This window comes from Streptomyces sp. NPDC049577 (assembly GCF_040675635.1).
Lineage (GTDB): Bacteria > Actinomycetota > Actinomycetes > Streptomycetales > Streptomycetaceae > Streptomyces.
Genome location: NZ_JBFAPH010000004.1, coordinates 48,056 through 61,144, shown reverse-complemented (window position 1 = coordinate 61,144; position 13,089 = coordinate 48,056). Strand labels below are relative to the sequence as shown.

Genomic DNA, 13,089 nt, shown 5'->3' with positions numbered 1-13,089 from the left:
GCCGCCAGCCGACCAGGGGCTTGCCGCTGGTGCGGCCCCGGACGACCTCGAGCGCGGAGTCGTACGTCCACGTCGATCGCTGCTTGCCGTACGTCACCTGGGCGGTGACGGCGAACGGCACCGTGGCGCCGGTGGCCGCGCCCTGCTTGAGCGTCACCTTCTCGATGTGCGCGGTGTCGTGGTAGCCGGCCAGGGCGGCCGCGGCCGCCTCGGCGCTGTCGGTCAGGCCCGCCGCCTTCTGCGCGTCGCCCGACTCCCAGGCGGCCAGGAAGTCGCGCGCGGTTCTCTCGACCTCGGGCGCGGTGGGCGGCCCCGTCTCGACCGGGGCGGCGTCCGCGTGCGCCGCGGTGTTGCCGCCCGTCACGGCGTCCACGAGGTTGTAGGCGCCCACGCCGACCGCTCCCAGTACCGCGGCGGCGACGCCCCCCAGCGCGACCTTCGCACCCTTGTGCATGTCCGAGCCCCCTCCTGGGCCGTCACCGGCCCGGCCCCCGTCAGCTTTTAATCACGCGATCAAATCATCTGGCAGGGCACTCTACGGGACGGCACGGACACATGCGGCGAGCTGGCCGGAATGCGTCCTTTCACTTGTTGCCGGCCATGGCTCCCGGGGCGTCAGATCCAGGTCTCCAGCCACATGCGGTTGCGCCAGGCGTCGATGGGGATGGCCTGCCCGGTGTAGAGGGGGAAGAAGTAGATGAAGTTCCAGGCGATGAGCAGGACGAGGGTCCCGGCCACGACGATGCCGGCCACCCGCCGGCGTTCCGGCGCGCCGGGCGGGCCGAGGAGGGCCCCGATCATCATCGCGACCGCGAGGCACAGGAACGGCACGAAGACGACCGCGTAGAAGACGAAAATCGTCCGCTCCTGGTACAGGAACCACGGCAGGTAGCCCGCCGCCGCGCCGCACAGCACGGCCCCGGCCCGCCAGTCGCGCCGCAGCGCCCAGCGGTAGAGCAGGTACAGCAGCGCGAAGCAGGCCGCCCACCACAGCAGGGGCGTGCCGAGCGCGAGGACCTCACGGGCGCACTTGTCGGCCGCGTCCGTGGGGCAGCCGTCGTGGCCGGGCAGCGGGGACTCGTAGAAGTAGGAGACCGGGCGGGACTGGACCAGCCAGCTCCAGGGGTTGGACTGGTAGGTGTGCGGCGAGGAGAGGCTGGTGTTGAACCGCCACACCTCCTGCTCGTAGTGCCACAGGCTGCGCAGCGGGTTGAGCACCCCGGCGAGGAAGCCGTGCGGGCTCTGGCCGCCCTCGGTCTCCGCCCAGTGCCGGAAGTAGCCGCTGTGCTGCCAGCCGGTGCTCTCGTCGTATGTGCCGCTCTTGGTGAACCAGCCGGTCCAGGAGGCGACGTAGACGCCGATCGCCACGGGCACGGTCGAGGCGAACGCCCAGGGCACGTCGCGCCGCAGTACCGAGCGCCACGGCCGCCGGGCCCCGGCCAGGCGGCGCGAGCCGACGTCCCACAGCACGGCCATCAGCCCGAAGGCCGCCAGGTACACGGCGCCGTTCCACTTCGTGGCGCAGGCCAGTCCGAGCAGCAGCCCGGCGGCCAGCCGCCAGGGCCGCAGGCCGAGCCGCAGCCGGTCGCCGACCGCGGCGTCCGGCAGCCCGGTGCCCTCGTCGTCCTCCGGCAGGGCGGCCGCCAGGCGTTCGCGCGTCCTGTCCCGGTCGACGAGTACGCAGCCGAAGGCACCGAGCACGAAGAACATCAGCACCGTGTCGAGCAGTGCCGTCCTGCTCATGACGTAGTGCAGCCCGTCGACGGCCAGCAGGGCGCCGGCGATGCAGCCGAGCAGCGTCGACCGGAACAGCCGGCGCCCGATCCGGCAGAGCATCAGCACCGACGCGGTGCCGAGCAGGGCGACCATGAACCGCCAGCCGAAGGGATCGAGCCCGAAGAGCCACTCCCCGATGCCGATGACCCACTTGCCGACCGGGGGGTGCACGACATACGCGGCGGTGTCCGCCACGCCGGTGTGGCCGGCCAGGATCTGGTCGTTCGCGTCCTTGGGCCAGTTGACCTCGTAGCCGAACTTCCAGAGCGCCCAGGCGTCCTTGGCGTAGTACGTCTCGTCGAATATCACGCTGTTGGGGCTGCCGAGGTTCCAGAACCGGATCAGCCCGGCGACGAGCGCCACGACCAGCGGCCCGCCCCACCCCGTCGCCCGCGCCAGCCGCCGCGCGACGGGCGGCAGGAAGCCGAACGTCTCCCACAGCCGTGTCCCCGGCTCCGGGTACGGCGGGACCAGCCGCTCCCGCACGTCCGCCTCCGGCCGCCCCGGATACCCGAACCGGCGCAGCCTGCGCTGCCACGGGCTGGGCTCGTCGCCTTCCGTCCGGCCGTGCTCGGCTCGCGTCGCGGTGTCACTGGTCACCGCGCCATCGTAGGGAACGGTCCGGTGAGAGTCCCGGGGGCGCCGCGCGGGGGCGGACCGCGGCTCACCCCGCCGGGTACTCCTCCGCCCGCTCCCCCTCCTCCAGCAGCCGTTCCGCCATGGTGTCCAGGGCGCGGTCGAGGCGGGCGCGGTCGGTGGGGTCGGTGATGTCCCAGTCGTCCAGGCGGGCGTCGAGCCAGGTGCGCCAGGCGGCGCGGAGACGGGCCAGTTCGGCTTCGCCGGACGGGGTGAGGGTCAGCCGGTCGCCGTCCAGCCGGGCGTAACCCGCTTCGGCCGTGCGGGTGAAGGCCGGGGCGAGGACCTCCGGGGGCACGCGGTGGGCCGCCGCCACACCGCGCAGGGTGGCGGCGCCCCGCAGGTGCAGGCGCCAGTGGATCTGGCCGAGGGTCCACGCCTCGGCCGGGCCGAGAGGGCTGCCGGACGCGGCGAGGACCTCGCGGGGGACGGAGCCCTCGGCCCGGTGCAGCACGCCCGCGACGGCGCGCTCCAGCTGGCGGTCGGCGTCGGCGGAGTCGGGCGCGGAGAACGCCTCGCCCAGGTCGGAGGCCTCCGCGCGGGCGCTGTCGCGCAGCGGGACCTCGCGCAGGAACCAGGCCGCGGCGAAGCCCGCGAGGGCGACCGGCACGATCCACAGGAAGACGTAGTTCACGGTGTGCGCGTACGCGTCGACGACCGGCCCCCGCTGCGCCGCCGGGAGCGCGTGCAGCGCCTGCGGGCTCTGCACGGCCGTCAGCGGCACGCCGGGCGTGTGCGTGAGCGCGTCCCGCAGGTTGGGCACCAGGCGGGCCGTGTAGAGGGTGCCGAAGATGGCCGTGCCGAAGGAGCTGCCGAGGGTGCGGAAGAAGGTCACGCCCGAGGTGGCGGCGCCCAGTTCGTGGTACGGGACGGTGTTCTGCACGGCGACGGTGAGCACCTGCATGGCCAGGCCGATGCCGATGCCCAGCACGCCCATGTAGAGGGACTCCAGCCACACGCCCGTGGTGGCGCCCATGGTCGACATCAGATAGAGGCCGAGGGCCGTGACGGCCGTACCGGTGATCGGGAAGACGCGGTAACGGCCGGTGCGGCCGACGACCGTTCCGGAGAGCATGGACGCCCCCAGCAGCCCGGCGACCAGCGGCAGGGCCCGGACGCCGGACAGGGTGGCCGAGTCGCCGTCGACGAACTGGAGGTACGTCGGCAGGTAGGTCATCGAGCCGAGCATCGCGAAGCCGACGATGAAGCTGAGCACCGAGCACACCGTGAAGACGGGGGTGCGGAAGAGGTGGAGGGGCAGCATGGGCTCCGCGGCCCGGCGTTCGGCGAGCAGGAACGCGGTCAGCAGCAGCACCGCGCCGGCGAAGAGGCCGATGATGACGGGCGAACCCCAGGCGTACCGGTTGCCGCCCCATTCGAGGCCCAGTACCAGGGCGGACGCGCCGAGCGCGACGAGCACGATGCCGAGGTAGTCGATGACCGGGCGGACGGCCGGGCGGACGACCGGGATCGTCCGGGCCGCCATCACCACCATGACGATGGCGACGGGAACGTTGACGTAGAAGCACCAGCGCCAGGTCGCCTGGTCGGTGAAGACGCCGCCCAGGGTCGGGCCGACGACGGTGGTGACGCCGAAGACCGCGCCCAGCGCGCCCTGGTAGCGGCCGCGCTCGCGCAGCGGGATGACATCGGCGATCAGGGCCATGGCGGTGACCATCAGGCCACCGCCGCCGATGCCCTGCAGCCCGCGGGCGGCGATCAGCATGAGCATCGAGTTCGCCGCGCCCGCGAAGACCGAGCCGCCGACGAAGACGACCGCGGCCAGCTGGAAGACGATCTTGCGCCCGAAGAGGTCGCCGAACTTCCCGACCAGCACCGTGGAGACGGTTTCGGCCAGCAGATAGGCGGTGACCACCCACGCCATGTGCCCGCCGCCGCCGAGGTCCGCGACGATCGTCGGGAGGGCGGTCGAGACGATCGTCTGGTCGAGGGCGGCGAGCAGCATGCCCAGCACGACCGTGAGGAAGACGAGGTTCACGCGGCGCCTGCTCAGCGCGGGCGGGGCCGCCGGCTGCCCGCCGGGGGGCGCGGTGGCGGTGGTGGTCATGGCGCGTACCTCCCGTGCCCAGCATTCGGGGGGACGTCCGGGGGCGCCACCGCTGTCGGCAGGAGAGTGGCGGAAGAGGGGGCACCGGGCGAGGGGCGTGCAGTCGCCTCACGCACGCTCTTGCGACCTTTTCGCAGAACGGCCCTATCATCGAGCGGGTTCGCGCCGCGTCCGTGGCCGAAATCAGACGACCACCGGCAGAAGACCGACAGAAGGCAGAAGCGGAGACCCGCCATGCACGTACCCGACGGATTCATCGACGCACCGGTATCCGTGGCCACGGGTGCCGTCGCCGCTGCCGCCGTGGCGGTCTCCCTGCGCGGTGCGCGCAGGGAGCTGTCCGACCGGACGGCGCCGCTGGCCGGCCTCGTCGCGGCCTTCGTCTTCGCCGTCCAGATGCTGAACTTCCCGGTCGCCGCCGGCACCAGCGGCCATCTCCTGGGCGGTGCGCTGGCGGCGATCCTCGTCGGGCCGTACACGGGTGTGCTCTGTATATCCGTGGTGCTGCTGATGCAGGGCGTGCTGTTCGCCGACGGCGGGCTGACGGCGCTCGGCGTCAACATCAGCGACATGGCCGTGGTCACCACGGTCGTCGCCTACGCCGTCTTCCGGCTGCTGGTGAAGGTGCTACCGCGCCGGCGCTCGTCGGTGACGGCCGCGTCCTTCGTGGCCGCGCTGCTGTCCGTACCGGCCGCCGCCTGCGCCTTCACGCTGATCTACGCCCTCGGCGGGACGACGGACGTGCCGATCGGCAAGGTCTTCACGGCCATGGCCGGCGTCCATGTCCTGATCGGTCTGGGCGAGGCGGCGATCACTGCCTTCACCGTGGGCGCGGTGATCGCCGTACGGCCGGACCTGGTCCACGGCGCCCGCGGGCTGACCAAGCCGCTCCAGCTGCGCACCGCCGACGGCTCCACGGTCTCCGTGCCGGCCGCCGAACCCGCCCCGGCCGCCGCCCGCTCCACGCGCCGGGTCCGCCTCGCGGGCCTCGTCACCGCCCTCGCGCTCGCCGGCTTCGTCAGCTACTACGCCTCGACGAGCCCGGACGGCCTGGAGAAGGTCGCCCACGACAAGGGCATCGACAGCAAGGAGAAGGAGCACGCCGCCAAGGACTCCCCGCTCGCCGACTACCAGGTCGAGGACGTCTCGGACGCCCGGATCTCCGGCGGTCTGGCGGGCGTGATCGGCGTCGGCGCGACGCTGGCCGTGGGCACGGGCGTCTTCGTCGTCCTCCGCCGCCGCTCGCGCGGCACCGAAGCGGGCTGACCGTGGGAGCAGGCCACGCGCACAAGCTCTACCGGCACGGGCACTCCCCCGTGCACGCCCTGCCCCCGCACTGCAAGATCGCGGCGGCCTTCTGCTTCGTCCTCGTCGTCGTCTCGACCCCGCGCGAGGCGATGTGGGCCTTCGGCCTGTACGCGCTGCTGATCGCGGCGGTCGCGGGCGCGGCCCGGATCCCGGCGGGGTTCCTGCTGCGGCGGCTGCTGATCGAGGTGCCGTTCGTGGCCTTCGCCCTGCTGATGCCGTTCGTCGCGCAGGGCCCGCGGGTGGACGTGCTGGGCCTCTCGCTCAGCGGGTCCGGCCTGTGGGGCGCCTGGAACATCCTGGCCAAGGGCACGCTCGGCGTCGCCTGCTCGGTGCTGCTGGCCTCGACCACCGAGCTGCGGTCCCTGCTGCTCGGCCTCCAGCGGCTGCGGATGCCGCCGCTGCTCGTCCAGATCGCCTCCTTCATGATCCGCTACGGGGACGTGATCACCGACGAGATGCGGCGCATGCGCGTCGCCCGCGAGTCCCGCGGCTTCACCGCCCGCGGAGTGCGGCACTGGGGGGTGCTGGCCAAGTCCGCCGGGGCGCTGTTCATCCGCTCGTACGAGCGCGGCGAACGCGTCCACCTGGCGATGGTCAGCCGGGGGTACACGGGCACGATGCCCGTGATCGACGAGGTGACCGCGACCCGTGCGCAGTGGGCGTACGCGGGCGCGCTGCCGCTGGCCGCCCTGGCGGTCTGCCTGACGGGATGGACGCTGACGTGACTGACCCCTCTCCCTCGCTGGAAGTCTCCGGCCTGGCCTTCGCCTATCCCGACGGCCATCAGGCGCTCTTCGGCGTCGACCTGGCCGTCGGCCGCGGCGAGCGCGTGGCAATGCTGGGCCCGAACGGGGCGGGCAAGACCACGCTCGTCCTGCATCTCAACGGCATCCTCGGCGGCGGCGTCGGCACCGTGCGGGTGGCCGGGCTGCCCGTCGAGAAGCGCAACCTCGCGGAGATCCGGCGCCGGGTCGGCATCGTCTTCCAGGATCCGGACGACCAGCTCTTCATGCCGACCGTCCGCGAGGACGTCGCCTTCGGGCCGGCGGCGGCCGGGCTGCGCGGCGCCGAACTGGAGGAGTGCGTGCGCCGGGCCCTGGCCCGCGTCGGCATGGAGGCGTACGCGGACCGGCCCCCGCACCATCTGTCCTTCGGGCAGCGGCGGCGGGTGGCGGTGGCCACGGTGCTCGCCATGGAGCCGGAGATCCTCGTCCTCGACGAGCCCTCCTCCAACCTGGACCCGGCCTCGCGCCGTGAGCTCGCCGACATCCTGCGCTCCCTCGACGTGACCGTACTCATGGTCACCCACGACCTGCCGTACGCCCTGGAGCTGTGCGAACGGTCCGTCGTGCTGAGCGACGGCGTCATCGCGGCGGACGGGCCGACCGGCGAGCTGCTGTGCGACGAGGAGCTGATGCGGGCCCACCGCCTGGAGCTGCCGTTCGGCTTCGACCCGCGCTCGGTGACCCCGGCGCGCTGACGGGGGCGGGGTCAGACGGGCTCCTCCCCGTATTTCTGGCCCAGGTCGCTCGCCTCGAAGGCCGCCTTGTCGTTGATGCCGATGACATAGCCGTCGGGGTCGCGGAAGTAGAACATGCGCTGGCCCGTGTGGTCGTCCTCGGTGTCCTTGACGATCTCGGCGTGCCGGCCGATGTGCTCGCGGACGGCCTCGAAGTCGTCCACGCCCAGGTAGAACATGCCCGCGAAGCCGATGGGCGTGTCCGCGAGCACGGGCAGCCACCGCTTCAGATCGGCGTTGCTGTAGAGCATCGCGCAGAACTCGCCCTGGTGGAGCAGCATGTGGATGTCGTCGCCGGGCCGGGCGGTGCTGGAGTCGGCGTCGAAGCCGAGCTTCTTGTAGAAGGCGATGGACGCGGCGGTGTCCGCGACGCTCAGACAGGGTGCGAACGGCATGCCTCATTTCTCACCCGCGCGGCGCGGCCCCGCATCCGGGGCGCGCCGCGCGGGTGACGCCGCTCAGCCGCGGGCGCTGACGCAGAAGGGCAGGCCGGACGGGTCCAGCAGGACCGTCCAGCGGTCACCGCCCGGCTGGTGGTCGGGCTTGGTCGCGCCGAGCCCGGTCAGGCGCTCCACCGCGGCGGCGACGTCGTCGGTGCCCAGCTCGAAGTGGAAGGCGAGCTCGTCGGCGGGCCAGTCGGGGGCGCGGAAATCGCGTGCCGTGTAGAAGACGTGGCTCGTCGTGCCGTCGCTGATCATCGCCGCCGCGTCGCCGAAGGTCTGGGTGACCTCCCAGCCGAGCGCGGCGGCCCAGAAGGAGGCGAGGGCCTTGCCGTCGTGGCCGCCGAAGCCGGCGCCGAGCAGACGGATGGAGGGTGTGTTCGCGGTAGCCATGGGACGACGCTAGAGGTCGTTTAGGTCGCTGGGCGTCCTATATCCCCCGCGACCGGGGGCCCCGCCGGGGCCGGGTGGGCCGTCGTGCACCATGGGGGGTGGTTTGTCTCGAACGATCGTGGGAGCGGAACGACAGTGGTGGACGTCCAGGGCACGGTGGCGGACGGTTTTGAACCGGTCCGGGACGCCTTCGCGGACAACTTCGCCCGGCGTGGGGAGCGCGGCGCCGCCGTCGTGGTCTACCGCCACGGGCGCAAGGTCGCCGACCTGTGGGGCGGCCTCCGGGACGCCGACGGCGACGGCGACGGCGGGGCACCGTGGGTGCGCGGCACCGCGCAGGTGGTCCGCTCGGCCACGAAGGGCGTCGCGGCGGCGGTCCTGCTGCTGCTGCACCAGCGCGGCCAGGTCGACCTGGACGCGCCCGTGGGCACGTACTGGCCGGAGTTCAAGACGAACGGCAAGGAACGCGTCCTCGTCCGGCACCTGCTCTCGCACCGCGCGGGGCTGCCCGCGCTGGACGTGCCGCTGACTCCCGCGCAGGCCCTCGACGGCGTGAGCGGCCCGCGCGCGGTCGCGGCGCAGGCGCCGCACTGGGAGCCGGGCACCGCCCACGGCTACCACGCCCAGACCTACAGCTGGCTGCTCGGCGAGCTGGTCCGGCGCGTGACCGGCCGGTCCCTCGGGCGCTGGGTCGCCGAGGAGATCGCCGGGCCGCTGGGCCTGGACCTGTGGATCGGCCTACCGGACGCCGAGCGGGAGCGGGTCGGCCGCATCGCCGACGTCGAGGCTCCGGCCGCGCCCGCGTCGGCGGGGCTGCGGGTCCGCCCCAAGCGGACGGTCGCCGACGCGTACCGCGACCCGTCCTCGCTCACCCGGCGCGCCTTCCAGGCCATCGACCCGATGGCGGACGAGAACGACCCCGCGTACCGGGCCGCCGAGCTCCCCGCCTCGGCGGGCATCGCCACGGCGGACGCGCTGGCCCGCTTCTACGCGTCCCTGATCGGCGATCTCGACGGCAGCGCCCGGCGCCTCTTCGCGCCGGCCACCCTGACGGTGGCCCGCACGGAGGAGTCCGCCGGCCCGGACCGCGTCCTCGTCGTCAACACCCGCTTCGGCCTCGGCTACATGCTCCACGGCCCGGCCTCCCCCATGCTGGCCCCCGGCTCCTTCGGCCACCCGGGCCGCGGCGGCTCCCTGGCCTTCGCCGACCCGGAGTCGGGGGTGGCGTTCGGCTACGTCACGAACGGCATGCAGAAGAATGTGACGGCGGACCCACGGGCACAGGCCCTGGTCCGAGCACTGTCGACGGCGCTGGCGGCCTGTCCCTGACGTTGACCGGGCCGAGCGCGGTCAAACACGGTACGGTGGTGGGCGCGACGTCCGACCGCCGGGCAGCGGGTGGACGTGGCGAAGCCCCACCGCCGCGGGCACGGCGGCAGGGCTTCTGGGAAGGATGCCGGCTGCACCCCTCGCCAGCTTTTGTGGCGAGGGTTACAGCCGGTGGGTCACCTCCAGCCACCACCGGAGTGCTGCCACGGCCATGGCACCGAGCATCGGCGCCGACCATCGGTAGATCCGGTAGAGCTGGGCCCGCAGGCGGCTCCGGTCCTTCTTTTTGCGATGGCGCACGTGCTGCGCCTTTCTCCCGGGGTGGGCAGTCGCCCACCGGTCATCCCTCTCGACGGAGGGCTGACCATGGGCGCGGCCACCCGGAGACTCCCGGGGGCCGCGCCCCAAACAGCCCCCCGTACGGGTGACTGACCGTTGCGGGCGCCCCGGAGAGACCGGCACGTCACGTCGTCATCACGCGGGAGCATAGCCGTGATCCACGCCACCCGGTGACGGAACGCGTCAAGTACGCGACCATGAGCCGTTCCTGTCGTCCGGTCAGGCATGACACCCACCGTTCTCGCGTCACGGCGGGGCTCAAGGGGCGCCGTTCCTCCTGGCATTGCCCGGCGAGGGCTGGGGTAGGGAGTGGCGCATGATGCGCTTCGACGGTTACGCCGTCCTCCTCACCGGCGCAGGACGCGGCATCGGCGAGGCCACCGCCCGCCGGCTCGCCGCGGAGGGCGCTCGCGTCCTCGTCACCGATCTGGACGGCCCGCGCGCGGAGAGCGCGGCGGCCGGCATCCGCGAGGCCGGGTTCCGGGCCGAGGCGCTCGCCTGCGACGTCGCCGACCGGGCCGCCGTGGAGGCGGCGGTGGCCTACGCGGTCGAGCGGTTCGGCCGGCTGGATGTGCTCGTCAACAACGCCTTCTCCTGCCACCCCGACCCGCCGCTGGCCGAGGACCTCCCGGACGACGAGTGGGCACGGGACCTCGACATCACCCTGACCGGTGCCCTCCGCTGCGTCCGGGCCGCCATGCCGCACCTCGCCGCGGCGGACGGCCGCGGCGCGATCGTCAACATCGGCTCGGTCAACGGCGAGCAGGACTTCGGGAACCACGCCTACAGCGCGGCCAAGGCCGGCCTCGCGAGCCTCACCCGTACCCTGGCCGGCCAGTGCGCGGCGCGCGGCGTGCGCGTCAACCTCATCGCGCCCGGCACCGTGCACACCCCGAACTGGTCCGGCCGCGAGGCCGCCCTGTCGAAGGCGGCGTCGCTCTACCCCCTGGGCCGGGTCGGCCTGCCGGAGGACATCGCGGCGGCGGTGGCCTTCCTCGCGTCGCAGGACGCGAGCTGGGTCACGGGCGTCACGCTGCCGGTGGACGGCGGGATCCTCATCGGGAACGTGGCACTGCGCGGCGTGCTGAAGCGGGCGTGGCGGGGCGGCGAGGGCTGAGCGGCGGAGGCTGAGCGCCTAGCGTTCCGGCTTCTTGCGCGTGGTGACCGTCTGCGCCATGCCCGGCAGGAAGTCCGTGAACAGCTCGTGCACCTCGTGCACCAGCGGCCGCAGGACGCGGAAGCGGGACAGGGCCACGCCCCGCGTGGTCAGCCGCGCGCCGCGGTCGGCGAGCCGGCGGCTGCGCTCGCGGTCCGGGGAGCGGTCGAAGACCCAGTACAGGACGAGGCCCATCTGGGACAGCCACATCAACTCGGGGAGGATGCCGGCGAGCTCGGCCGGCACCTTGGCCTTCGAGCCCGCCAGCACCTCGCGGTGGACGGCGATGGCCGCCTCCCGCGCGTGCTCGGACTCGGCCGAGAAGGGGCTGAGGGGGCTGTCCGGGTCGGCGGCGTTCTTGAAGAACTGGGCCGCGAACTCGTGGTACGGCTCGGCGAGGTCGAGCCATGCCCGGAGCACGCCGGCCAGGCGCGCCTCCAGGTCCGTCTCCCGGTCCAGCACGGCGCGGACCGCCGCCTGGTGCTCGGCGGCGATCCGGTCGTAGAAGCCCTGGATCAGGTGCTCCTTGCCGGCGAAGTAGTAGTACGCGTTACCGACGGAGACCCCGGCCTCCTTGGCGATGACCCGCATCGTGGTCTTGTCGTAGCCCCGCTCCTGGAAGAGCCGCATCGCGGTCTCCAGGATGAGGGCGCGGGTCTGCTCGCTCTTGGCCGGTCGGGGTTCGTTCTCTGCTGGCACGTTCCGAGCCTAGGCCCTGGCCGGGCGGGGCACGGGGGCACCTGGTGCGCAGCCGCCGTCGTCGCAGCCGGCCGGCCCGGCGTACACCCAGCCCACCGCCGGGTCGTACGCCCACTCGTCCGCCGTGCGGTGGCCGCCGGGGCGCGGCCGCCACCGGGCCCCGCGGTACTTGGCCGCGGCGAGCACCGCGCCGCGCGCGAGGCGCATCCCGGACGGGGTGCTGAGCCGGTGGGCGAGCGGCCGGTGCTCGGCCAGCGCCCACAGGCACACCACCCACGCCCCGGCCCCCCGGTACACCTGCCCGCCGTCCCCGACCACGGTGATCTCGTCCAGCGTCGCCGCGTGGTCGAGTCCGGGGATGCGCCGCCGGGCCTCTTCCGACCCGGCCGGCACCAGATCGAGCGGCACCAGCTGCCGCTGCCGCGCGAGCCAGTCGCGGAGGAAGACGCAGAGCGAGCACTGCGCGTCGTACAGCACGGTGAGCCGTCGGACCGGGACACCCGCGTCGCCCCGGCCCGCGGCGGCGTCCGCCGCCATCGCGCTCAGTGCCCGCCGGCCGGTGCGGCCCATCCCTGCGGCGGCACCGGCGGGACCTGCTCCCGCTCCATCATTCCGCGCCGGCGGAACTTGTTGAGCGCGTAGACGTTGCCGAGGTGCATCACGCCGAGCACCAGCAGCACGACGCCGAGCTTCTGCGAGAGGGCCTCGAACACGCCCCGCGCGTTGGCTATCTCCGCGTCGTCCTGGAGATAGAGGGCCACGAAGCCCAGGTTCACCAGGTAGAAGCCGACCACCAGCAGATGGTTCACGGCGTCCGCCAGCTTCTCGTTCCCGTGCAGCACGTCGGCGAGGAAGACTCGCCCGTTCCGGCTGAGCGTACGGGCCACCCAGACGGTGAGACCCACGCTGATCAGCAGGTAGATGACGTACGCGACGACTGTGAGGTCCACTTCCCCACCCCTTCTTGAACGCGTTCAAAACGCTGTCGGTATGACTGTAGACCTGTTTTTGAACGCGTTCAACCAGTGGCCGTCCCACACCTGAGTCACTGTCATGCCCCTGCCGCTAGCTAGGCTGTTCGAGCTACTGAGGGGGGAATCGATGGACATCAACGTCAAAACGGACTTGGTGCGCCAGGGCGCCGGCGGCACCCGCACGGCAGCCGAAACGGCGGTGGACAACCTCCGCAGGTCGCTCGACTCCAGCGACACGGCCGCCGACAGCGACCACGGCTGGGCCTCGGCCGCCGCCCTGAAGCGCTGCGCGACCGCCTGGGAGGACCACATGGTCGACCTGGCGAAGCAGATGGGCACCATGGCGGACCATCTCCGGACCGCGGGCAACGCCTACGACACCACGGACCGCCAGGGCAGGGACGCGCTCAGCAGACTCCAGCACGGCCTCGCCGACTTCGGGGGGAAGTGAC

At 73.0% G+C, this 13,089-nt stretch carries 15 protein-coding genes; 6 read left to right on the top strand and 9 right to left on the bottom strand.

Features of this window, described 5'->3' with window-relative positions:
• The 3 genes from AB0K09_RS01250 to AB0K09_RS01240 form a co-directional block, all read right to left on the bottom strand.
• Positions 1-454: NTF2-like N-terminal transpeptidase domain-containing protein (locus AB0K09_RS01250; protein WP_366063108.1), on the bottom strand; the 454-nt coding region annotated here is incomplete at its 3' end.
• Between the two features lie 161 nt (positions 455-615).
• Positions 616-2,376, bottom strand: coding sequence for a phospholipid carrier-dependent glycosyltransferase (locus tag AB0K09_RS01245; protein ID WP_366063107.1), 1,761 nt, complete (start codon positions 2,374-2,376; stop codon positions 616-618).
• Between the two features lie 64 nt (positions 2,377-2,440).
• Positions 2,441-4,480, bottom strand: coding sequence for an MDR family MFS transporter (locus tag AB0K09_RS01240; protein ID WP_366063106.1), 2,040 nt, complete (start codon positions 4,478-4,480; stop codon positions 2,441-2,443).
• A gap of 234 nt (positions 4,481-4,714) precedes the next feature.
• Between AB0K09_RS01240 and AB0K09_RS01235 the strand changes: the two genes are divergently transcribed.
• The 3 genes from AB0K09_RS01235 to AB0K09_RS01225 are packed head-to-tail and all read left to right on the top strand — an operon-like array spanning position 4,715 to position 7,268.
• Positions 4,715-5,746, top strand: coding sequence for an energy-coupling factor ABC transporter permease (locus AB0K09_RS01235; protein ID WP_366063105.1), 1,032 nt, complete (start codon positions 4,715-4,717; stop codon positions 5,744-5,746).
• 2 nt (positions 5,747-5,748) lie between these two features.
• Positions 5,749-6,513, top strand: coding sequence for a cobalt ECF transporter T component CbiQ (gene cbiQ, locus AB0K09_RS01230; RefSeq protein ID WP_366063104.1), 765 nt, complete (start codon positions 5,749-5,751; stop codon positions 6,511-6,513).
• Positions 6,498-7,268 (top strand): ABC transporter ATP-binding protein, encoded by a 771-nt coding sequence (locus tag AB0K09_RS01225; protein WP_366063103.1) that lies wholly within the window; start codon positions 6,498-6,500, stop codon positions 7,266-7,268. Before cbiQ ends, AB0K09_RS01225 begins: the two co-directional genes overlap by 16 nt.
• A gap of 11 nt (positions 7,269-7,279) precedes the next feature.
• On the opposite strand, the gene AB0K09_RS01220 is transcribed toward AB0K09_RS01225, so the two are convergent.
• Both AB0K09_RS01220 and AB0K09_RS01215 read right to left on the bottom strand, forming a co-directional pair.
• Positions 7,280-7,702, bottom strand: a complete 423-nt coding sequence (locus AB0K09_RS01220; RefSeq protein WP_366063102.1) for a VOC family protein — start codon at positions 7,700-7,702, stop codon at positions 7,280-7,282.
• A gap of 63 nt (positions 7,703-7,765) precedes the next feature.
• Positions 7,766-8,140 carry a VOC family protein gene (locus tag AB0K09_RS01215; RefSeq protein ID WP_366063101.1) on the bottom strand — a complete coding sequence of 125 codons (375 nt, stop codon included), beginning with the start codon at positions 8,138-8,140 and terminating at the stop codon, positions 7,766-7,768.
• A 135-nt stretch (positions 8,141-8,275) separates the two neighbouring features.
• On the opposite strand from AB0K09_RS01215, the gene AB0K09_RS01210 reads away from it, so the two are divergent.
• Entirely contained in the window at positions 8,276-9,469 is a 1,194-nt protein-coding gene (locus tag AB0K09_RS01210; protein ID WP_366063100.1) for a serine hydrolase domain-containing protein, read from the top strand.
• Between the two features lie 162 nt (positions 9,470-9,631).
• Here AB0K09_RS01210 and AB0K09_RS01205 read toward each other — a convergent pair whose 3' ends face one another.
• Positions 9,632-9,769 (bottom strand): hypothetical protein, encoded by a 138-nt coding sequence (locus tag AB0K09_RS01205; protein ID WP_366063099.1) that lies wholly within the window; start codon positions 9,767-9,769, stop codon positions 9,632-9,634.
• A gap of 355 nt (positions 9,770-10,124) precedes the next feature.
• Here AB0K09_RS01205 and AB0K09_RS01200 point away from each other — a divergent pair, with 355 nt between their 5' ends.
• Positions 10,125-10,925 (top strand): SDR family NAD(P)-dependent oxidoreductase, encoded by an 801-nt coding sequence (locus tag AB0K09_RS01200; protein ID WP_366063098.1) that lies wholly within the window; start codon positions 10,125-10,127, stop codon positions 10,923-10,925.
• An 18-nt stretch (positions 10,926-10,943) separates the two neighbouring features.
• On the opposite strand, the gene AB0K09_RS01195 is transcribed toward AB0K09_RS01200, so the two are convergent.
• The 3 genes from AB0K09_RS01195 to AB0K09_RS01185 are packed head-to-tail and all read right to left on the bottom strand — an operon-like array spanning position 10,944 to position 12,613.
• The gene (locus AB0K09_RS01195; RefSeq protein WP_366063096.1) at positions 10,944-11,663 is read right to left on the bottom strand and encodes a TetR family transcriptional regulator; all 720 of its coding nucleotides are present in this window, start codon (positions 11,661-11,663) and stop codon (positions 10,944-10,946) included.
• Between the two features lie 9 nt (positions 11,664-11,672).
• Entirely contained in the window at positions 11,673-12,200 is a 528-nt protein-coding gene (locus tag AB0K09_RS01190; protein WP_366063114.1) for a DCC1-like thiol-disulfide oxidoreductase family protein, read from the bottom strand.
• A 5-nt stretch (positions 12,201-12,205) separates the two neighbouring features.
• Entirely contained in the window at positions 12,206-12,613 is a 408-nt protein-coding gene (locus AB0K09_RS01185; protein ID WP_366063095.1) for a hypothetical protein, read from the bottom strand.
• A 151-nt stretch (positions 12,614-12,764) separates the two neighbouring features.
• On the opposite strand from AB0K09_RS01185, the gene AB0K09_RS01180 reads away from it, so the two are divergent.
• Positions 12,765-13,088, top strand: a complete 324-nt coding sequence (locus AB0K09_RS01180; RefSeq protein WP_366063093.1) for a type VII secretion target — start codon at positions 12,765-12,767, stop codon at positions 13,086-13,088.
• The last annotated feature ends 1 nt before the right edge of the window (position 13,089 follow it).

What these genes read in the sequence shown, in the direction of transcription:
- AB0K09_RS01240 (WP_366063106.1), bottom strand. Translation starts at nt 4,480, where the DNA reads ATGACCACCACCGCCACCGCGCCCCCCGGCGGGCAGCCGGCGGCCCCG.
- AB0K09_RS01235 (WP_366063105.1), top strand. Translation starts at nt 4,715, where the DNA reads ATGCACGTACCCGACGGATTCATCGACGCACCGGTATCCGTGGCCACG.
- AB0K09_RS01225 (WP_366063103.1), top strand. Translation starts at nt 6,498, where the DNA reads ATGGACGCTGACGTGACTGACCCCTCTCCCTCGCTGGAAGTCTCCGGC.
- AB0K09_RS01220 (WP_366063102.1), bottom strand. Translation starts at nt 7,702, where the DNA reads ATGCCGTTCGCACCCTGTCTGAGCGTCGCGGACACCGCCGCGTCCATC.
- AB0K09_RS01215 (WP_366063101.1), bottom strand. Translation starts at nt 8,140, where the DNA reads ATGGCTACCGCGAACACACCCTCCATCCGTCTGCTCGGCGCCGGCTTC.
- AB0K09_RS01200 (WP_366063098.1), top strand. Translation starts at nt 10,125, where the DNA reads ATGATGCGCTTCGACGGTTACGCCGTCCTCCTCACCGGCGCAGGACGC.
- AB0K09_RS01190 (WP_366063114.1), bottom strand. Translation starts at nt 12,200, where the DNA reads ATGGCGGCGGACGCCGCCGCGGGCCGGGGCGACGCGGGTGTCCCGGTC.
- AB0K09_RS01180 (WP_366063093.1), top strand. Translation starts at nt 12,765, where the DNA reads ATGGACATCAACGTCAAAACGGACTTGGTGCGCCAGGGCGCCGGCGGC.